The sequence below is a fragment of the Christiangramia flava JLT2011 genome (genome assembly GCF_001951155.1).
GTDB lineage: Bacteria > Bacteroidota > Bacteroidia > Flavobacteriales > Flavobacteriaceae > Christiangramia > Christiangramia flava.
This window is the reverse complement of sequence record NZ_CP016359.1, coordinates 1205730-1225057: the sequence shown is the minus strand read 5'-3', so window position 1 is coordinate 1225057 and position 19328 is coordinate 1205730. Positions and strand designations below refer to the sequence as shown.

20 protein-coding genes and 1 tRNA gene are annotated in these 19328 nt (G+C 36.8%); 8 read left to right on the top strand and 13 right to left on the bottom strand.

What is annotated here, in order from left to right; all coding sequences use genetic code 11:
* Positions 1 to 164: 164 nt before the first annotated feature.
* Complete coding sequence (locus GRFL_RS05170) at positions 165 to 1151, bottom strand: hypothetical protein (protein WP_083643598.1); 987 nt, start codon at positions 1149 to 1151, stop codon at positions 165 to 167.
* Between the two features lie 292 nt (positions 1152 to 1443).
* Here GRFL_RS05170 and GRFL_RS05165 point away from each other — a divergent pair, with 292 nt between their 5' ends.
* Both GRFL_RS05165 and GRFL_RS18335 read left to right on the top strand, forming a co-directional pair.
* Positions 1444 to 2670: an ImmA/IrrE family metallo-endopeptidase gene (locus tag GRFL_RS05165; RefSeq protein WP_083643597.1), complete on the top strand. Its 1227-nt coding sequence runs from the start codon at positions 1444 to 1446 to the stop codon at positions 2668 to 2670.
* Positions 2654 to 3262 carry a P63C domain-containing protein gene (locus GRFL_RS18335; protein ID WP_341475772.1) on the top strand — a complete coding sequence of 203 codons (609 nt, stop codon included), beginning with the start codon at positions 2654 to 2656 and terminating at the stop codon, positions 3260 to 3262. Before GRFL_RS05165 ends, GRFL_RS18335 begins: the two co-directional genes overlap by 17 nt.
* Before the next feature lie 204 nt (positions 3263 to 3466).
* Here GRFL_RS18335 and GRFL_RS05155 read toward each other — a convergent pair whose 3' ends face one another.
* The 12 genes from GRFL_RS05155 to GRFL_RS05100 all read right to left on the bottom strand — a co-directional run bounded on the left by GRFL_RS05155 (position 3467) and on the right by GRFL_RS05100 (position 13767).
* Positions 3467 to 4120 (bottom strand): hypothetical protein, encoded by a 654-nt coding sequence (locus tag GRFL_RS05155; RefSeq protein ID WP_083643595.1) that lies wholly within the window; start codon positions 4118 to 4120, stop codon positions 3467 to 3469.
* Between the two features lie 368 nt (positions 4121 to 4488).
* Positions 4489 to 4944 (bottom strand): hypothetical protein, encoded by a 456-nt coding sequence (locus tag GRFL_RS05150; RefSeq protein WP_083643594.1) that lies wholly within the window; start codon positions 4942 to 4944, stop codon positions 4489 to 4491.
* Between the two features lie 237 nt (positions 4945 to 5181).
* On the bottom strand, positions 5182 to 5706 hold the full coding sequence (locus GRFL_RS05145; RefSeq protein WP_083643593.1) for a hypothetical protein: 525 nt from the start codon (positions 5704 to 5706) through the stop codon (positions 5182 to 5184).
* Between the two features lie 297 nt (positions 5707 to 6003).
* Positions 6004 to 6351: a hypothetical protein gene (locus GRFL_RS05140; protein ID WP_083643592.1), complete on the bottom strand. Its 348-nt coding sequence runs from the start codon at positions 6349 to 6351 to the stop codon at positions 6004 to 6006.
* Complete coding sequence (locus GRFL_RS05135) at positions 6341 to 7591, bottom strand: site-specific integrase (protein ID WP_083643591.1); 1251 nt, start codon at positions 7589 to 7591, stop codon at positions 6341 to 6343. Before GRFL_RS05135 ends, GRFL_RS05140 begins: the two co-directional genes overlap by 11 nt.
* A 4-nt stretch (positions 7592 to 7595) precedes the next feature.
* On the bottom strand, positions 7596 to 8549 hold the full coding sequence (locus GRFL_RS05130; RefSeq protein ID WP_083643590.1) for a hypothetical protein: 954 nt from the start codon (positions 8547 to 8549) through the stop codon (positions 7596 to 7598).
* A gap of 38 nt (positions 8550 to 8587) precedes the next feature.
* Positions 8588 to 9952 carry a DNA polymerase gene (locus tag GRFL_RS05125; RefSeq protein ID WP_083643589.1) on the bottom strand — a complete coding sequence of 455 codons (1365 nt, stop codon included), beginning with the start codon at positions 9950 to 9952 and terminating at the stop codon, positions 8588 to 8590.
* Complete coding sequence (locus tag GRFL_RS05120) at positions 9942 to 10322, bottom strand: ribonuclease H-like domain-containing protein (RefSeq protein ID WP_083643588.1); 381 nt, start codon at positions 10320 to 10322, stop codon at positions 9942 to 9944. The genes GRFL_RS05125 and GRFL_RS05120 overlap by 11 nt, the downstream gene beginning before the upstream one ends.
* Complete coding sequence (locus tag GRFL_RS05115; protein ID WP_083643587.1) at positions 10319 to 11899, bottom strand: primase-helicase family protein; 1581 nt, start codon at positions 11897 to 11899, stop codon at positions 10319 to 10321. The genes GRFL_RS05120 and GRFL_RS05115 overlap by 4 nt, the downstream gene beginning before the upstream one ends.
* Positions 11889 to 12200, bottom strand: coding sequence for a helix-turn-helix transcriptional regulator (locus tag GRFL_RS05110; protein WP_083643586.1), 312 nt, complete (start codon positions 12198 to 12200; stop codon positions 11889 to 11891). Before GRFL_RS05110 ends, GRFL_RS05115 begins: the two co-directional genes overlap by 11 nt.
* 109 nt (positions 12201 to 12309) lie before the next feature.
* Positions 12310 to 13389: a hypothetical protein gene (locus GRFL_RS05105; RefSeq protein WP_083643585.1), complete on the bottom strand. Its 1080-nt coding sequence runs from the start codon at positions 13387 to 13389 to the stop codon at positions 12310 to 12312.
* Positions 13390 to 13694: 305 nt separating this feature from the next.
* Positions 13695 to 13767: transfer RNA gene (locus tag GRFL_RS05100), tRNA-Phe, on the bottom strand.
* A 104-nt stretch (positions 13768 to 13871) separates the two neighbouring features.
* Between GRFL_RS05100 and GRFL_RS05095 the strand changes: the two genes are divergently transcribed.
* Genes GRFL_RS05095 through GRFL_RS05070 form a run of 6 tightly spaced genes read left to right on the top strand, consistent with a single transcriptional unit; the run spans position 13872 to position 19296 of the window.
* On the top strand, positions 13872 to 14603 hold the full coding sequence (locus tag GRFL_RS05095; RefSeq protein WP_083643584.1) for a type III pantothenate kinase: 732 nt from the start codon (positions 13872 to 13874) through the stop codon (positions 14601 to 14603).
* The gene (gene bamG / locus GRFL_RS05090) at positions 14600 to 15859 is read left to right on the top strand and encodes a BamG family beta-barrel-assembly machinery protein (RefSeq protein ID WP_083643583.1); all 1260 of its coding nucleotides are present in this window, start codon (positions 14600 to 14602) and stop codon (positions 15857 to 15859) included. The genes GRFL_RS05095 and bamG overlap by 4 nt, the downstream gene beginning before the upstream one ends.
* Before the next feature lie 16 nt (positions 15860 to 15875).
* Complete coding sequence (locus tag GRFL_RS05085; protein WP_083645969.1) at positions 15876 to 17246, top strand: tetratricopeptide repeat protein; 1371 nt, start codon at positions 15876 to 15878, stop codon at positions 17244 to 17246.
* A 1-nt stretch (position 17247) separates the two neighbouring features.
* A complete protein-coding gene (gene lptC / locus GRFL_RS05080; protein ID WP_083643582.1) occupies positions 17248 to 17817 on the top strand; it encodes an LPS export ABC transporter periplasmic protein LptC in 570 nt (189 codons plus the stop codon).
* Positions 17810 to 18001 (top strand): hypothetical protein, encoded by a 192-nt coding sequence (locus GRFL_RS05075; RefSeq protein ID WP_083643581.1) that lies wholly within the window; start codon positions 17810 to 17812, stop codon positions 17999 to 18001. Before lptC ends, GRFL_RS05075 begins: the two co-directional genes overlap by 8 nt.
* Before the next feature lie 5 nt (positions 18002 to 18006).
* Entirely contained in the window at positions 18007 to 19296 is a 1290-nt protein-coding gene (locus tag GRFL_RS05070; RefSeq protein WP_083643580.1) for a hemolysin family protein, read from the top strand.
* Positions 19297 to 19328 lie beyond the last annotated feature (32 nt).

Here is a 19328-nt window from a genome sequence, read left to right as displayed (position 1 = left end):
ACCCCTCCTCTAAAAACTAGAGCATTTTCTGTAGCTTCTTTCACCCTTGTTGGTTTAAAGCCAACAATACTGGTAGGTATACCAATTTTCTTGTGGTACTGTTCGAACCTATTGCCAGCAAAATTAGCTTAAAAAGGTATAGTTTTAATTTTTTATAGGTAACCTTATTTGAACGACTTTGTCAATCCTAGACTTGACGGAGAAGCTTTCCTATGTGATCCAGCTTTTTCTCTCAAATCTGCAAGAGTTTCTTTAAGCCCTGAAATTTTTGCAGTATCTAATGTTAAATTAAGTGCAGTTCCATTAATGGGTGTATCAAGGAATCGGGATTTTTTCTCAGATAAGTATAACCCTTTAGTTCCACTTGCTATAAAAAAACTACCACCATTTCTACAAATATTACTTGTCATATATAATCCAAATCCTGAGTTTACCCAATCGCCTCTAGGCCTTCTTTTTTGTCCTTTAAAAACCTTGCCAGAAACCCCCGGTTCAATTGCTATTTTTAGAGCATCTTCATCTGATTGTAAATTTAAGTTTGGGTTATTAGAGAGTGATTTTTTGATTCCTATCCCTCTATCTAAAATTGCTAAGGAAACTCTATTCATGGACGGCCAATATTGCGCGCATAATCCGAACTCTATACATCGACTATGTTCAACCACATTTCTAAGCATTTCTCGCAGAGAGTAAACTAGCATATCATAAAGATCGCCTTCCTTTGTTTGAGTAAGAACTTGCGTGAGTTCTTTAGATAAACCCTCTAAAATTTCTCCTGGATTAACTTTCATTTCTGCTGCATCGTTCCTAATCTCCCGCGCATTTAATAAAGTAATAGGCAAATAACTTTGACTCCCTCTCGCTTCTCCAGGTGATTTTCCGTGATTTAAACCAAACGCTTTGAAGAATCCCATATGCGACTGATAAGTTAAATGAGAAAAGTTCTTAGCTCTAAAATCTGCCTTCTCTCTTCTGTGTCTGCAGAACTGTAATTCACTACTTAGGTATAATAATGAAAAAGGGTCTATTTTGTCTGCTTTCTTAAAATCAAAAATATAAGTTCCCTCTTCCGGTAAATCTTTTAAAGTCGAAGCAAATTTGATAGTTTCTTCAAATACAAGAAATTTTGGAACCTCAATAGTTTTTTTCATTCAAAATAATTTTACCTAACGGGTTCGTATAACATAAGTTGGCGGCGTAGGGAACCCGGACTTATATGCGTAAGCCTAGTTAGTTGGTGAAGATAATTATTTTCTTTCTAACGGTGCCGCCTATTTTGGTTATGCGGTGTTGTGCATAGTGTTTAAATCTAGCCTAAATTAGTTCTCTGGACTCTTTGTTAATAAAAACTGAAAACTTAATATATAAAAAAATGTATGGATGCAATCTTTCTATTAATTTTGATTGAAATATTAATCATAAAAATTTTGATCAATTAATTAAATGAACAAATTTAGCTCCGATAGTGATGAAATTTTAAAACGTTTGTTTGATCCTAAACCAACTAAAGTAAAGGAGTCTTTAGAAGATTTATTTCTTGATCGCCTTGATAGTTTAGACATTCCAAAAACAACTGCTCTAAATATTATGGGTATGAGTCTACGTACCTTGGATGGAATAATTTCGGGTGAGCAAAAAATGTTAGATTACACGAATTTGATAAAGTTAGCTAACTTTTTAGGCATCGATCTTGAAAAAGTTGCAACACTGTATTTACAAAAAATTAAGGAAGTACATTTTGTTAGTAATGATATAAATCGAACTAGCGAGAAAATAGAGTTTATTAATGAGAAGTTCAATTTAGCCGATCTTAAAAAGGTTGGGTTGATAAAATCATTAAAGGATTATGATGAAATAGAAAGTTCCATTTGTAAATATTTTGGTTTAAAAAACATTTTTGAATACTCTGAGCCAGATTTAAATGTTGCTTTTAGTTCTGGAAAGAGGGCAAAACGAAATTGCAGTATTAAAAATTGGGTATATCTGGCGGAACAAAAATGTATTGAACTGAGAAATACTAATGAATATACTCGTGAAGGATTAATCGAGTATTTTCCGCAAATAAGATGGCAATCTATGGATGTAGAAAATGGACTTGTCAATGTCATCCAGCAACTATATCAATTAGGAATAACTGTTGTATTTATACCATCCTTTACTTCTCTCCATATTCGGGGTGCAACTTTTGAAGTGAATAACAAACCTTGCATAGCACTAACAGATTATGTTGGTTTTTACCCAACATTATGGTTTGCTTTAGTTCATGAGCTATATCATGTTTTATTTGATTGGGATGAAATTAGGCTCTCAAATTATCATATTTCGCAAGAGAATCAGAAAAGTCTAAATAGTCAATCTCAGAACGAAATTGAAGCAGATAATTTTGCAAGGGAATATTTTTTCTCTAAAGATAAAACTCTGGAAGCGAGTAGATTTATTAATAATCATGATATGATACAACAGTATGCTCTATCAAATAACGTTGATCCAAGTTTTGTTTATGTTTTTTATGCTTTTGATGCTCCGAAAAATGACAAGTATGCGTGGGGGAGAGCTAAAAAGCTGAATCCAAATATTGATACGTTGAAATCAAAACTGCAATATGATTTTGGAGCAACTATCCCATTCTCTGAACATATAAAAAAAGTTAGGAATAAAATTTATAATTAATGAAAAGCTCCAAATTAACCCCGAAGAACTAGAACAGTTAAAAGCGTTACAAGAGAAAAAGAATCAAGATCAATTAAAGAGATTCATTCTTGAGCAGACAGAGTCAAAAGTCAAGGATAAATTTTCTGATAAAGAACTTGACGCAAAAAACGTAAAGAGGAAAATTCTTGATTCTATCCATGATTTATGGAAAATCAATGAGGTTGATTCTAATATTTTAAGAAAGCCTGCTGATTATGAAGCAATTTTCACTCAGGATTACTATCGTGAAATGTTTCGTTTAAACAACTGGGAATTTAAAGGTGTAATTTCTGAAAAACCTTGGCAAGCAGGCAGATTTACCAATGAAATTATTTATTATCGTTTTTCACAGGAAGTTCTACCAATTCTACGCATAGTTAACCCATGTGTTATTCCTGGTTTAAGAAAACATAAGCATCATCAATTTCTTACTCCAGGTGCTAGAATTGAACTCTCGAGATTTATTTCTGAAGCAACTGATGTTATGAAACAATTTAATGATTGGGATAGTTTTAGAATTGAATATTGTAAAAGATATAATGTTCCATATCAATTAAAGTTTCAACTTTAAAAACGGGAGCATTATGAAGTATTATGCACAACCAATTATACCCAAATCAAGATAGTCACTAATCGAAAATGTTCCGAGATAAAAACATGTCTGAGTTTCATTTAATGTAAGCATATTCTTAAGTATGGATATTACAACCGAGTATTTATTACAAATTTCTGCGCGCTCAGAAAATATTTGGGTGGTATGTCGTGAACCTTACTACTATTTTAGAATTGGAAAATCTACTGACCTTTCCCAATTGCCCTGATGATCTTTAGCTCTATTCAGTTCTGTTATAAATTCTCCATTTATAATATCACAGGTTACTATAACGGTCTGACTTGAGCAATATCCAAAATTGTGTTTATATAGTTTTAAAAGACCAGCATGATTCAAAGATTTGGTATACTTTGTTACAGTCTCTACGCTAATTGCTAATTGCCGAGCCGTAGTTTCTCTTTTAGCAAAATAATCTTTAAAACCTCTGCTTACTGAATTGTACAATCCCCATAACAACTTTTCGCCTGATTTAATAATTTTGAGATTGTAGACCTCATAAGGCAAATGAACACTCTGATTGGAGCACTCAAGTAGTTTGACTGATTTCTCCGTTAGCTGATATTCCCTGCCAGTTTTTTTTAAAAACTCTTGCTGTACTAATGCTCTTCTGGATTTGGAGATACTATTCACATGTAAACTAAACAGCTTGCTTAGGTAATCATTTTTATAACTATTATACCCAAGTTTGTCTTTCAGGGCCAAGTCTACTCCCAATACTAACTTATCATTATTTGATAAAGATTGTTCTGTTAGTAATTTGGAAGGTATTACAAGAGTGAGTTGTCTTGCCTTTGAATTTGATTGAAGTTTACACATATTCCTAATATTTTGATTTAGGGAGAGAACTTACTTCGAAGCCAAGTCTCTCCCTTTTCTATTTTCGGTAACTTTCAACTCTTTTTATCAAATACACCAAATAGCCACTCTAATATTTTTTTCTAAACGATTTGATAGAGTGCCAAATTAAAAATACACTAAACAGCCACTCTATTTAGACCAAACAGCCACTTTAATTACACCAAATAGACACTTATATCTAATAAGCTAACTAGAGATTGAACTAGATATAAGAATAGAAGCATTCAACTAAAGTCGAATACTTCTAAAAAAGTATATAGAACAAAAAAGTTCCACCACTCGTTGCTTCGCAACTCGGCGTACCTTTTTCGTTATTTCACTTCAAATTAATATTCACTTGAAAGGATTAATGTGGCATAGTTATCAGAGACACTGAATCCTCCTGATTCAATCATCTCTGTATTTAGATTATCAATGAAGAACAACTTACAATCCTGATCAATACTGTAAAATGTCTGAAGGTAATCTATTCCATTGTGCTGTTTGACCAGCTTTCTTGTGAAGTTAAGAATCTCAGCTATTTCTTTATTGGGAATATTGCTAGTTACTCCTTTGCTGAGGTAGTAATTACCATTAAAGAAGTACTCACCATTTTGTTCTGCGATTTGATACTCCAAACTAGATTCAAACTCATACTGGCTTATAATATACCCTAGCTGTTTTCTTGAAATCTTAAGCTGTTCCGCAATAAGATGATTACTTATGCGAGATCTACTCATATTCTCGTAGGCTCTAAACAATTCTAAATGCTTATCGGTTGGTGATTTACTGGCAATTGTCATATTTCTGAATGTTTATATAACATTCAGCTGAATATCTCAGAAATACAACGTTGTTATCTTTTTATTTTCTGCTGATCTTTCCTTACCGCCAGGTACCTACGTATTTATAAATGCAATCTTGCGAAGAGGTTACGTCGTATTTCTTTAGTAAGCTAACCAGCCCAAGTTTCTTTGAGTGTGTTCCTCTATAATAAAAAAAGACACTGAAAGAAACTTTTTATCAATTCAGAAGCTTGTTTAGTATTGAGAGTCTTCAGGTTTGCCCAAGATTGAATTTAGTATGGCATCTTGCTTTTCTTTGTCAATCATTCTCTCAGGTGAAGCCTCTTTATCTTGATTTAAATCAGGTTTAGAGTCTCCAGTTTCCTCATTTTGTTTTTCATAAATTGAAACTTCCTCACTTCTATTTTCCAAATTTTTGGTGCCTTCATCTAAGTATTTTTGAACATCAGTATAATCCGAAAGAGGTATTACTTTTCCTAAAAAGCCTAACCCCAAATCCAGTTTCTTATTTCGTGATGGGGAATAGATATAAGACTTAGAGAATAGGTAATAGTCTTTAATTTTGATGTTACCTTCAATAGTACTTGTAGCGAAACTGCCTATCAAACCTCCTAGAATACCGTAGTTTTCATCATCTTCATTCACATCGAACAATATTTCTGTAGCTTTCTCCGAGTGTTTTTTTCTATCTGGATTGGTTATAAAAGCAGTAAGTAGTATTCCAATTAATAACAGAATCGAAAATTGACTGGTTTTCATAGTTGCATTTTTAAACTACCAGTCCCAAATAGAAGTTCATAAAAGAAAAAAGCGTGGAACTGCAGCTTACTGTAGTTGAGGTACCGCCAGATACCCACGCACAAATAAACACAGCCCACGCCGAAGCGTGAGCGTTGGTCTATCTAACTTGTGCGTATTTAAAAATTGGCGGTTTTCAACTACAAGTATAAATAGCTAACGCTATTACTTATTTTCAATATTTTCTGACAGTAAATGTAGTAAACTATTTTAAAAGCTATTAAAACAAAAGGCTGAACGTAAATTCAGCCATTTAAACTACTTAGAAGCTTCCATTTGTTTGAGGAAAGCTTCTCCGTTTTTGTATTTGATGAATTTCTTTTTACAGATATCCAAGACATCTTTTGTCTGGAAGCTCTTTTCAATCTCAGGGTTTTCAAAAAGAATAGCCTCTAAGGTTTTAGAGCATAAGTTCTTTCTAACCAAACTTCGAAATCCAATTGATGGCTCCGGACTTGAAACCAATTTTTCAAACAACTGCATTTTTTCCTTTTCTGACTTCAATGATTTCCACTTTGGTTTAATTCTTCGAGGGTAATACACTCCTTTAGTTCCCATATTATCAATACGGTCACCTACAATTTTTAAAATTTCACTAGTTTTCATTGTTACGGTTTTTATTTAGTTCAAGAATTCTTTTGGCATTCTCTTCCTGAGAAACCTTTATATAGTTCATAAAGACCTTCTCGCTGGAATGCCCTGTAATTTTCATTATAGATATTGCATCCCATTTTCTGAGATACATATTGGTGGCAAATGACCTTCGGGCAGTATGGGTTGATATCATTTCCCATTTCTTAAATGTGTTTTTCAACCGCTGAGTTCCTTTGTTAGTGTAAGTATTAAAGTCACCATCAATCTCTGCGAGCTCTCCCAACTCCTTTAAGTATCGGTTCATTACTTGGTTGGTGTAAGGTTTGGGCAGATTACCTTGGTACTTATCGATAATTGGTCGGATCTCAGAAAGGATTGGAATAACTACATCCTTACCAGTTTTTTGAGTTTTAATACGAATATACTCACCTTGAATATTCTGATAATTTATTTGACCAAGATCACTAAAGCGAACTCCTGTATAGCAACCAACCACAAATAAATCACGAACCTTTTCTAATTTCTTCGAGTTGGAGAAGTCTAAGTCAAGGAGGGTCCTAAGTTCTTCCTCGTTGAGGTATATATTATCGACATCCTCTTTGAGAACTTTAAAATTCTTTGATTTATAGGTCTTGTTTGTATTGTACCCTTGATCGGTTGCATCATTTAAGATGGTTTTCAATAGTTTGATAATCTTACCTACGCCGTTCATTTTAAGATCAAGAAAGTTCAAGTAGTAATCCTGATAATCATAATAGAAATCCATATCAATATTATGCCAGTCTAACTTAACTCGCGCATGTCTCTCATATTTTTGAAGGTTCTTGATACTGGTTTTATAAGACTTTAAAGTGTTTTTGGTTAAACGTTTCCGTGCATTAGGCATGAACTTCTCATTTACAAAGTCCCAGAAGGATAAATTTTGTATCACGGTTTTGGATTTATATCTGCCTTGAAACTGATCTTTGACATAAGAAACAGTAGGATCAATCTCCTCTATAAAAGCAGTGTTCACAATGTCTTCTACTTTCTGGTAGTAGGTGTTGAGGTATACATTACCCTTTAGATACCCAGGATATTTTCGCTTAAAGCGTTGATTCTTCTTATCCCAACAATCCTTATGAACAATTTTTTTGGTGTAAAAATGAACATTTTTACTTCTATGGGAATATCTAAGGAATAACTGAGCCTCCTTTGATTTTCTTTCTCTTTGTTTGACGGTCTGTATAAGTGTATATTTTAGTGTTGGCATGGTATTACAATTCTGATATTAAACAGTTATCTTTTGGGAAGGTCATCGATAAGGCTTTAAAATCCTCCGGAGGTTCGAGAAAATCCATGAGAGAATTATGTTCTAAAGACTTCATTTCACTCACTTTCTTCAGAAGTGATTTTCTTCTTGCTGATTTTTGACTTGGAGTAAGGTCTGCTAAATCGATCTGCTTTTGGATCTCGCTAAAGACAACCTCATAAGAGCAATGGTTCCATCCGATATTAATTAAGGCCATAAAAAGAATATCTGGATAAGTGGTTCCCTTTGTTCCGATGGGGCATATTGATATTTTATCTTGCAGATATTGAAGTAAAATTTCCCTGTCATGCTCAATCTCCGTTGTTAAATAATCCAACAAACAATCGCTCTGGGATCTATTGAAGTGTAATTCTACCTTGACTATATCTTTTGCAGCTTCCCAAGGAAATCTACCCGTTATTGATCGATCTACTTTACCCTTCAAATTTGGAGCAACTTCGTAGATTTTACATTTCAGTTTGGAGTTGCCAAACATTAACAAGTGAGGAGTTTTCTTAAGTAATTCCATTCCTTCCACACCTCCTATCAACCTCTTCAGCTGTTTAAATCGAAGCTTCGATTTCTGAAGTATGGCATATTCACGGTTTTTAATTTTTGCTTTAAATAAATCCACTTCAAGAATTTCAGAAAGGTCTTGGAAGGTAACTTGAACATCGCTAGTACTAAAGGCAACAAGGTTGTGTCCATTCCTAAGGTAAGGGAGGCTGGATTTTATATTCAACCTATCATTCCCATAGTAGATGTCTATGTTATCTCCGTAGTAACGCCTCCCATTGAAGCTACCTTTAGAAAGACTGAGTTTGTACCGATTTTTAATGGTTGGGTGCGGTTTGAGATAACTTGTATTTACCTGGTTAACCTCTGAAAGTTCTACGTGAAAATAATCTGATTGTAACATAGTTGTGTGTATTAAAAATTAAGATTTAGTTTATGGGATTAGTGAACTTCTTGCCAGGTCTGGCCGACCTTGAGTTCTACTTCTAAAGGGATTGATAGTGATACAGCGTTCTTCATTTCTTGCTTAACCAATTTTTCCATTAACTCCTTTTCGCCCGTAGGCACTTCGATAAGTAACTCATCATGTACCTGAAGGAGCATCTTGGATTTTAAGTCTTCGTTTTGTATCCTATTATAAATATTGACCATCGCTGTTTTGAGGATGTCAGCTGCAGTACCTTGGATAGGAGTGTTGAGTGCCTTGCGTTTCCCTGCCTCCCTTTTAGAAGTGTCGTTTGATTGTAATTCTGGAAGTGGTCTTCTACGGCCAATCATAGTTTCTGCATAGCCTTTGATCGTTGCCCTTTCAATAAGCTCGTCTCTAAACTTTGCTACGCCTTCGTATAGTTCGAAGAAATCATTGATAAATTGTTGACACTGCTCAGGAGAGTAATAATCCTCCTCTCTGGAAAGTCTCTCAGAAAGTCCTTGAGCGGTCATACCATAGAGCAAACCAAAATTAACAGTCTTGGCTACATCCCTTTGTGGTTTGCTTACCTTCTCAATATCATCTACATTGAAGATTTTACTCGCTGTAAGGGAATGAACATCAACTCCAGTTCTATAGGAATTCAGCATATTTTTATCCTGGCTTAGATGAGCAGCAACCCGCAATTCAATGTTTGAGTAATCAGCACCGATAAACACATGACCCGTAGGCGGAACAAAAACAGCCCTAAGTTGTTTCCCTACCGACCTGGAAGGAATGTTTTGCAAATTAGGCTTAGAACTACTTAACCGTCCTGTTGAGGTCACTGTTAAATTGAATGAAGTATGCAGCCTGCCTGTCTTTGGATGGGTCGCTTTTAAAGCCTTAATAAAAGTGCTTTTTACCTTAGTTAATGCACGGTAATCGAGTAGGGCACTTATTATTTCGTGTTCCCCTACCAACTTAGTCAGTACATTCTTTGATACACTGTAGTGCCCACTCTTGCCCTTCCCGCCTATAGGATTGAGGTGGAGCTGTTCAAATAGGAATGAACTAATTTGAGAAGATGAGGCTAAATTGACTTCTCCTTTGGTGAATTTTTCGATAGTAGCTTTTGCTTCTGCAATACCGTTGACAACCTTTCTCTCAATTTTCTCCAGCTCATTTTTGTCAATACATACCCCGTTATATTCCATTGAAGCCAAAACCTTGACTACCTCAAAGTCTAACTGACACGGGGTATTGAGTTTGTATTTATCGATGATTGGTTGAAGATGGTTACGTAGTTGCAATGTCTGGTCTACATCTTCACAAGCGTAATTGGTTACTATTTTAGGATCGACTCCTTCAAGTGTTAATTTGTTTTTATTTTTCATTTGCTATGTCTTTAAAAGTTAGTTGCTGATAGTTCAAGTGTAATAAGGAAAGGTGCTTCAAGCCGTGTTTTTTATCATCAGGTCTACATACATAATCCATAACCATCGTATCGATGATCGGTCCGTTTACTTCAATTCCACGGGAACGAAGGACATTGATATCGAACTTCAGATTATGACCGATCTTAGTTATTGTCTGGTCTTCAAAAATTGGCTGTAACCTCTTAAGTATTTCATTTGATCTTTTTTTATCTTCAGGAAGACTTACATAGAAGGCTTTATAAGGTTCTATGCATAAGGCTATTCCAAGTATCCTACAGGTATGTACATCCAAGCCTGTGGTTTCTAAGTCAAAACATATTTGTTTCATTTTTCTTGATTTAATTGTTTAAACATTCGAGTGATTTTATTGTCAGTATCAACAAGCTTATAGTCTATATCAAAGTCTTTTAGCGACTTCACTGATTCTTTCTGAACAGTCCTATCGGTGATGATTTCTATGTAAAGTTTTTTGTCTGCAGGAACCTCACGGTAGGGGATATGATTGTACTCCATATACTTCTTGACCCTCCGAGTGAAATTGTTCCTGCGAGGAACATACCGGGCATCTACAAATCCTCCCTTTCGGAACTCATCAAATGTGTCTTTCTTGTGAAATTTGATTTGTCCTTGTTCTATTTTTTCGTCAAGGAATTCCTTAAGCTCGACCCCAACCTCCAATAGTAGTTTTCTTTTTTCAATGTTGATCTTTGGTGGGGCAATCAATCCGTGCTTTAAATACACCTGAATGCACTGTATCATAAACTGATCAAAAAGCTGCCATTGTAGCTGGTCCCAATCATAAAAAAGACTGTGTCCGAATTCCTCCTTGGGATTATGATCTGCGCCATAGTAATCTGACACTTCATATTCTTGTAACCGCCTTTCAGAACTGTTGCCTTCAGGACGCTTGATCATGTGGTTGGTTGTCATACAAATCTTGGGAGACAGGCTTGCAGGAATGACTACTTCTGTCTTATATTTCCTTTCAATGGTGAAGTCATCCGCACTGTAGTTATACCAGTTTTCGATAGATTCATGCCGTCCTACATCGTTGACTAAAATGATATCAGTGAAAGCATCAACCCGTTGCATAAGAAATCGGGGAGAACCTTTCTTTTTTCCACTGAGCTCTACCATGTTACGCATGTATGATAGGGCCTTAAATAGCAGACTCTTTCCTGTACCGCCATTATGGGTTTCTTCTTCACCAATGATCTGGTCTATCAAAACAATAATCTTGGGATTGGCCGGGTCTTTATATTGATGTAATAAATACCCGATAGCAGCCATCAGAGATAGGTATCGCATGCGCTCCCTGCCACACAGATTCCAAACGAACTGCTTAAATTCCCCTCGCTTACGTTGTAGTTTTCTACGGTATCTTCTTGGGATAATGCTGCCCTCAAAAACCTTGTTTTCAAAGACGGTGTAGGCGATCTCCTCAACGCTGTCTGCAGTTGTCTTTATTATGCAGTTTTGGTAGAAGAAAAAACAAGCCTCCTTACTGTCATGTTTGGTTATCCCTTCAATGTGAGGAAGAAAATCCAGTGCATTCTTTTCTAAAGAGTACCGACTTGTTTCAGTGATCAAGTTTAATATTTCAGAAGCAGTGATCTCCTTGGAATTCTTTGGAAAATGCTTTTCGACATATTGAACAAGTATTTTCCTGAGCTCGGTGCCATCAATTACCCGAATAATATTGCCTGAAACTTGACAAAGGTGAGTGTTGCCAAAAATATCACAGAGATAAATTCCTACCCGGACATTTAGAAATTGTATCAGGGTATAATAAAGAAGAACAATTCTTTCTTTCTTGAAAGTCCAAAAGACCAGATTTTGTTTTCGCATCTGGTCAATGAACTCGTTGGCCGCTAAAAATTTTCGAACATCAATTCTATTTTCCATCTTGAACAGATTTTAGAAATGATTCTATTTCCGATTGCTTGTAGCGAACAGCTTTTCCAATTTGGTGATAAGGAAAATTCTTGTGTTCTCTTCTCAGATTGTAAACCTGGCTTTTGGAAATTTTAAAGATTGAACAGACCTGCTTGATATTAATGAAACCTTCTTCCTGAGAGGAAGGATTTGCAGGTTTGAACTGTTGTAGTGCTGAGCCTACTGAAGAATTGATTTCTTCCCGAAGCTCTCTTCTGAAAATCTCAAATAATTGAGAAGAGTGGTAACTTAATTTTTCTGTAAACATCATTAACTAATTTTGAATTAATGATGCAAGTATATAGAGTATAGCCCGCTAAATTAGAGGTGTTAAGATCGACGTAGAGAACTACGTATTGTGCGTAGAATGCGTAAATTATTTAACCCTGGAAATCAAAAATGTTCGCTTTTTTTTGAGCTTTCTTTAGTTCCGCTGTAATAAGTGATACGGTATTTTTTGCAGTATTATTATAATGTGTTTCCAAAATTGATTTCTGGTCTTCAAGACTTTTGTTAACATTCAATGTTTTGCTCAAAGTTTTACGGGCATAATGAAAGTTAATAAATTGTATAAAACCAATTTTCGGCTTTTCAATATCCAAGTCTTCATATAATTTAAATAAGTAGTGTCTGAACAATTTTAAGGTTACACCACTTTTTAATGAAATATTCAAAAATCTGAGATTAGTATCATTGTTTTTGAAATTAAAACTGTTAAATAGTAACGCATTAAAGCTATCTGGGGATAAGCACTGTTGTATATAGTGGAAAGTCTCTGTATGTGAAGAAAGAAAATCTTCAAGAGATTGATCTATATTAATCCTATCAGAATTACTGTAAACAGACTCTAACTGTCTATTTATCAAAGTTTTTGGGAATGAATACTTTTCTAAATTATCAGGATCTAAAGAATGGGTTAGAGATAGAGAAGTCTTAGAAAATGAAAAGTTGTTTAAAATTTCAGGCAACACAGCGAACTCATTTTGCTTTCTATTTATCCAAGAATCTGTAAGAGGAAATTCAAAGGGGTAGAAATGCTCAGCAATGTCAAATTCACGATAGGGGTCTTCAATTTGTTCTGTAATAGCGGGAGACCTATAAGAAAGCAAATCTATTTCCTTATCCTCTAGGTAAGAATATATCTCTGGTTTTTCATGTAAATAGCGATACACATAATCGAAATGGCTTTCGCTGCGATTTCTTTTCAAGTTAATAATTGATCTCGGATTTTTATACTTTGCCTTGTAGTAAGTTTTAAAGATTTCATCCCTAACAAAATTTTCAATAATGCTCATAAAAGCATTTCGCTCTGAATTTGGTAATTCTAGAACACGCAATTTTAATAAATCGACGGTTGATTCTTTTGTCTCCAATAACTCTACTAGTGTATGCCGGTATTTTTCAGGAAACCCATCAACAATCTTCTGATGGCTTAATTTCTGAGTAGGATCAATACTCATTTTTCAAAACTTTTTCTGCTTTTAAGTCCACCAAATATAATGGTTTGTCATGAGAAAATGTTTTAATACACCAAGGTCTCATTTTATCATCCAATTTGAAAATACAGAAACCACTCGATCTCTGTAAAGTGTTTCTGGGCGGGACTTGCGAAAGAATCGTGAGTATATTCTGAAGCAGAACTATTTTTATAGGATTGAACACTGTGGAAATTTAGAGAATGAATTTAGAGGAGAAGTCAATAATATTGCGAGCTACGAATGAAAATCAACAAAAAAACCCGCAACATTGTTACGGGTTTCTTGGGTGGTGCCTCCAGGAATCGAACCAGGGACACAAGGATTTTCAGTCCTTTGCTCTACCAACTGAGCTAAGGCACCAGTTGCTTTTAAAAGCGGTCGCAAATATAATTTCATTTTTAAAAACTCACAAAGGAAATTTTAAAAATTTGCTTTTGTACCTTTGATTTTTCAATTGAAATTGCATGAATTTAGTGTTGGATGTCGGGAACACCCGAGTGAAATTGGCTGTTTTTCAGCAGGATGAAATTTTAGAGAAGGCGATTTGTTCGTCGGAAAATTTTTTTGAAATCTCTGGAAAATTATTTCAGAAATACCCGGGAATTGGTCAAGGAATTGTTTCCAATGTGGGGAAATTACCCGAAAATATGCTGGAGAAGCTTCCGGAAAACATCAAAATGCTGCATCTGGATGGGGGAATGAAGCTGCCTTTCCGCATTAAATACACTACACCCCAGAGCCTGGGAAAAGACAGGATCGCGCTGATAGCTGCTGCGGTACAGCAATATCCCGGAAAGAATGTTCTGGTGATCGATGCCGGCACCTGTATAACCTATGATTTTAAAAATTCCCATGAGGAATATCTTGGTGGGGCCATTTCGCCCGGAATGAAAATGAGATTTAAAAGCTTGCACAAGTTTACAGCGAATTTGCCGTTAATAACAGCGAAGCCGGAAGCCGATCTTATTGGTAACTCCACCGAAAACAGCATTTTATCCGGAATTATTAACGGTCTAAAAATGGAATTAAAAGGCATTATCCAGTCGTATGAGTCTGAATTTGAACATTTAACAGTTATTTATACGGGAGGAGATAGTCAATTTTTGTCTATACCATTAAAAAATAGCATATTTGCGAACTCAAATTTTTTGTTGGAAGGACTGAATTTCATTCTAGAATTTAACATCAATCAATGATTAAACGATTATTAGCAATCGTACTTCTCTTTATAGTCTTTAAGGCTGAAGCCCAGGAAAATGTATCGTCTCCCTATTCGTACTACGGAATAGGCCTGACTAATTTCAAAGGAACAGTGAGCAATCGCTCGATGGGTGGACTGAGTATACTTACCGATAGCATTCATGTAAATCTTCAAAATCCTGCCAGTTATGGTAGGCTGAAACTTACGAATTTCGTCGTGGGCGGAAGTCATGAACGCGTAACTTTGAAAACCGATGAAGCAAGTGATAATGCGAAGATCAGCTCGCTGGATTACCTGGCCCTGGCCATGCCGCTCGGGAAAGGATTTGGAGTTGGTTTCGGGGTAATCCCTTACACTTCAGTAGGATATCGAATTCTTGATTTAAATGATACAGATGGTGCGCGCCTGAGTGGTAGAGGCGGTATGAACAAGGTATTCTTTTCCGCAGGTTATGAGTTTAGCCAAGCCTTAAGTATTGGTCTGGATGCGCAGTATAACTTCGGGAATTTCCAGAATCGCCGTACCATCGTAGAACAAGGCTTGCAGTATGGAACCCGTGACATTAATAGGTCTGATATCAAAGGTTTTAATTTCAATATCGGCGCAAATTATCAGAAGACCTTTGAAAACAATCTCCAACTCCATGTTTCGGGAACTTATTCCCCGGAAGTCGACCTGAACTCGGATAACTTCCGAGAAGTATCAACGATCCTTTTAGGGTCTGATGGTAGTGAGAATGTGGTAGATAGCCGTGAAATTAATGTAGATAATAGTACCTTTACAAATCCGTCTAAGTTGAGTTTGGGTGCAGGTATTGGGAAACAGAATAAATGGTTCATCGGTGCAGAATATGTGGCACTGGGGACTTCCTCTTACCAGCGAAGCTTTGATTTTCGTAATGATGGGGGAGAATTTGAAGATGCGACGCAGGTAAAGCTTGGAGGTTATTTCATTCCGAAATATGATTCTTTTACCAATTATTTCGATCGAGTGGTGTATCGTGCAGGATTTCGTTATGAAGGAACCGGTTTGATTGTTCAGAACGAATCTATAAAAGAGTTTGGCATGTCTTTTGGATTAGGATTGCCGATGGGTCTCAGATCTACTGATCCTTTCTCCAATATTAACCTCGGAATCGAGCTAGGACGGAGGGGTACGACAGATCAGGGACTTATTCAGGAAAACTTTTTAAGACTGTCTATAGGGCTGTCTTTAAATGATAAATGGTTCACCAAAAGAAAATTTTATTAACCACAATAACAAGAAGATGAAAAAGAGAATTTTAATGCTTTTAACGGTTGCCTTAGCAGGTTCGGGGTTGGCCAACGCACAAGCCGACTGTGCCAGAGAAGCTGCTTTAGCATATGACCAGGCTAAAGCAAAGAACTATGACGCGGCATTACCGGCTTTACAGAAAATTAGAGAAACCTGTCCTAAGTACAGTATGGCTACCTATCAGTACCTGGAGAGAGCTTTAGAGGCTAAGATCGATAAGGCTCCGGAAGGACAAAAAGAGCAATATGTAGAAGACCTGATCGAGGTTTGGGAGCAAAGATTAGAGCTTTACCCAGAGAAAACTCAAAAAGGTAAAATCTATGCAGATATCGCTCAGTTAAAATATGATAACAAACTAGGTGATGAAGAAGAGCTTTATGAAGCTTATGATAAAGCCTGGAATGAAGATAAAGAGAGCTTTACCAGCCCAAAAGGTCTTTATGCTTACTTTGATCTTGTAGTGAATATGCAGGATGCTGGTGAGAGAAGCCTTCAGGATGTTTTTGATCAATACGATAAAGTATTCGGAAAGATCGAGCAGGAAGAAAATGATGCTGCCGAAGCATTGGCTCCATTGTTGAAAAAACAGGAAGAAGGTGAAGAATTGACTGCGAAGGAGAAAAAGCAGATCAAATATTCTGAAATCAACCTGAACAACTATAGTAAAGTTAAAGCTGCTTTGAACGCTAAATTAGGTGCGAGAGCAGATTGTGATAACCTGATCCCGCTTTACAAGAAAGATTTTGAAGCTAAGAAAACAGACGTAAGCTGGTTGAGAAATGCCAACGCAAGACTTTCAGCTAAAGATTGTACTGAAGACCCACTGTTCGTTCAGGTTTCTGAAGCACTTCATAAACTAGAACCTTCTGCAAAATCTGCCTTTTCATTGGGTCAGTTAGCAGAAGCTAATGGAGACGGAGCAAAAGCTTTACAGTACTATAACGAAGCTGCTGAATTAGAGACTAACAAGTCAGACAAAGCGAGAATCTATTACAGAATCGCTGGTAACTACAAAGATAAAGGTAGCTACGGTCAGGCCAGAAGTTTCTACAGAAAAGCACTTGACGCGAAGCCATCACTAGGATCAGCTTACCTGCAGATCGCCAGTATGTATGCAAAAAGCGCAAACAGCTGTGGTACTGATACTTTTACAAAAAGAGCGGTGTACTGGTTGGCAGCAGATTATGCTTCCAGAGCGGCGAGGGTAGATCCATCGATCGCAAGCAATGCAAACCAGGCTGCCAGTTCTTATAGAGGTCTTGCTCCACAGAAGTCTGATATCTTCCAGTCTTCTTACAATGCAGGACAAACAATCAGCATAGGATGCTGGATTGGTGAGAGCGTTCGCGTTCCGAACCTATAAAATGAAACAAACATATAGGAATATAATTTCAGGCATTGTCACGCTAATTGGCGTGACAATGCTTTTTTCATGTGAAGGGAATCTACAGCAGGTGCGAGCTTTCGGGATGGAAGGTGATGCGCCGCAAGCCATTGCAGAAGGGATTAATTTAAAGTATACTGATTCTGGCCGACTCGTTGCCACGCTGAAAGGGGCTAAAATGTATGATTATACCAATAAATCCTTTCCGTACCGCGAATTTCCCGAAGGTGTGCAGGTAGAATTTTTTGATGAGAACAATAAGAAAAGCACTGTTTACGCAAATTATGGAATCATTTACGATCAGACTGATCTCATCGACCTGCAGGGAGATGTGAAAATTGTTACGGCAGATAGCACTATCCTGGAAGGCGATCAGTTGTTCTGGGATCAGGCGAAGAGCTGGATCTTTACAGATGAACCCAACACCATATGGTTTCCCAATGGAGCCGTGAACCGCGGGAGTGGTTTTGATTCTAATCAGAATTTCACTAATTTCCGTTCAAGAACAAACACCGGAGTACAAATAATAGAAGAGGAAAAAGATGAGTAAATATTTTCGATATTTTGAATATGCGTACCTGATTTTTGCCGCATTTTTCCTGTTTGAAGCAGTGAGAATTTGGAATTCAGAAAGAAGTCGTGCCTATATTTTCCTGTTTTTCGTCGCAATTGCCGTATTCATGTTTTTCTTCAAGCGTCGTTTCAGGCGTAGATTCGAGGAGCGAAACAAATAGCCCTGATGGAGGTTGATTTATTGATCATTTTTCTGTGTTTGCTGCTTTCAGCCTTTTTTTCGGGTATGGAGATCGCATACGTCTCGTCTAATAAGATATTTATCGAAATTGAGAAAAGACAGAATGATTTTCTGGCCAAAGTTCTCAAAAGACTCACCAAAAAACCTTCCAAATTCATTGCAACCATGCTCGTGGGGAACAATATTGCCCTGGTGGTGTATGGTTTTTTCATGGGTGACCTGCTCATGGCCTGGCTGGAAGGAATGCGTCCTTTGGAAAGTGCGTTTCTGAATTATCTGGTAACCGATCTGAGCCTCTTTACCCAAACCATCATTTCTACGCTCATCATTTTGCTTACAGCAGAATTTCTTCCGAAGGTGTTCTTTCAGATCTATGCCAACAGCATGCTGAAGCTTTTTGCCATTCCGGCTTACCTTTTTTATATCGTTTTTAGCTTTATTTCGTCTTTTGTGATCTGGATTTCAGATCTTATTCTGAAGCGTTTCTTTAAAACCGAGGGAGACGAGGTGCAGCTTGCTTTCAGTAAAGTGGAATTGGGAAATTTTATCACCGAGCAGATGGAAACGGTGGAAGAAGATGATGAAGTAGACAGTGAAATCCAGATTTTTCAGAATGCATTGGAATTTGCCGATATCAAAGCCCGCGAAGTGATGATCCCGCGTACCGAAATTATTGCGGTAGATCAGAATGTGGCGCCAAAAGACCTTGTTCAGACTTTTACCGAAACCGGTTTGTCTAAAATCCTCATTTACAACGATACCATTGATGATATCATTGGATACGTGCATTCTTTTGAACTCTTCAAAAAACCAAAGACCATCAAGTCGATTTTGCTTCCGGTAGTGTTTGTGCCCGAAACCATGTGGGTGAAGGATGTGCTGAACATCCTGATCAAAAAACGGAAAAGTATCGCGGTGGTGATCGATGAATACGGAGGCACCAGCGGCATGATGACGGTGGAAGATATCGTGGAGGAACTTTTCGGGGAGATCGAAGATGAACATGACTCTGCCGTACTCACCGAAGAAAAACTGGGAGACGCGCACTTCAAGTTTTCAGCAAGGCTCGAGGTGGATTATCTGAATGAGAATTACCGGGTGGAAATTCCGGAAGGAGAAAATTACGAAACGCTCAGTGGTTTTATCCTGAATCACACGGAAGAAATACCCCAACAGGGAGAGCTAATTAACATTGATCATTTCGAAATAAATATCCTTGAAACTTCCAATACGCGCATCGAATTAGTCGAGCTTAAAATCAAAGAAGAAGACTAATTTCGGAAAGTTAAGATTTTGCTAATTTTAAA

Coding starts and splice junctions, on each gene's coding strand:
- GRFL_RS05170 (WP_083643598.1), bottom strand. CDS start 1,151: ATGAAAAAAACTATTGAGGTTCCAAAATTTCTTGTATTTGAAGAAACT.
- GRFL_RS05165 (WP_083643597.1), top strand. CDS start 1,444: ATGAACAAATTTAGCTCCGATAGTGATGAAATTTTAAAACGTTTGTTT.
- GRFL_RS05155 (WP_083643595.1), bottom strand. CDS start 4,120: ATGTGTAAACTTCAATCAAATTCAAAGGCAAGACAACTCACTCTTGTA.
- GRFL_RS05150 (WP_083643594.1), bottom strand. CDS start 4,944: ATGACAATTGCCAGTAAATCACCAACCGATAAGCATTTAGAATTGTTT.
- GRFL_RS05145 (WP_083643593.1), bottom strand. CDS start 5,706: ATGAAAACCAGTCAATTTTCGATTCTGTTATTAATTGGAATACTACTT.
- GRFL_RS05140 (WP_083643592.1), bottom strand. CDS start 6,351: ATGAAAACTAGTGAAATTTTAAAAATTGTAGGTGACCGTATTGATAAT.
- GRFL_RS05135 (WP_083643591.1), bottom strand. CDS start 7,591: ATGCCAACACTAAAATATACACTTATACAGACCGTCAAACAAAGAGAA.
- GRFL_RS05130 (WP_083643590.1), bottom strand. CDS start 8,549: ATGTTACAATCAGATTATTTTCACGTAGAACTTTCAGAGGTTAACCAG.
- GRFL_RS05125 (WP_083643589.1), bottom strand. CDS start 9,952: ATGAAAAATAAAAACAAATTAACACTTGAAGGAGTCGATCCTAAAATA.
- GRFL_RS05120 (WP_083643588.1), bottom strand. CDS start 10,322: ATGAAACAAATATGTTTTGACTTAGAAACCACAGGCTTGGATGTACAT.
- GRFL_RS05115 (WP_083643587.1), bottom strand. CDS start 11,899: ATGGAAAATAGAATTGATGTTCGAAAATTTTTAGCGGCCAACGAGTTC.
- GRFL_RS05110 (WP_083643586.1), bottom strand. CDS start 12,200: ATGATGTTTACAGAAAAATTAAGTTACCACTCTTCTCAATTATTTGAG.
- GRFL_RS05105 (WP_083643585.1), bottom strand. CDS start 13,389: ATGAGTATTGATCCTACTCAGAAATTAAGCCATCAGAAGATTGTTGAT.
- GRFL_RS05095 (WP_083643584.1), top strand. CDS start 13,872: ATGAATTTAGTGTTGGATGTCGGGAACACCCGAGTGAAATTGGCTGTT.
- bamG (WP_083643583.1), top strand. CDS start 14,600: ATGATTAAACGATTATTAGCAATCGTACTTCTCTTTATAGTCTTTAAG.
- GRFL_RS05085 (WP_083645969.1), top strand. CDS start 15,876: ATGAAAAAGAGAATTTTAATGCTTTTAACGGTTGCCTTAGCAGGTTCG.
- lptC (WP_083643582.1), top strand. CDS start 17,248: ATGAAACAAACATATAGGAATATAATTTCAGGCATTGTCACGCTAATT.
- GRFL_RS05075 (WP_083643581.1), top strand. CDS start 17,810: ATGAGTAAATATTTTCGATATTTTGAATATGCGTACCTGATTTTTGCC.
- GRFL_RS05070 (WP_083643580.1), top strand. CDS start 18,007: ATGGAGGTTGATTTATTGATCATTTTTCTGTGTTTGCTGCTTTCAGCC.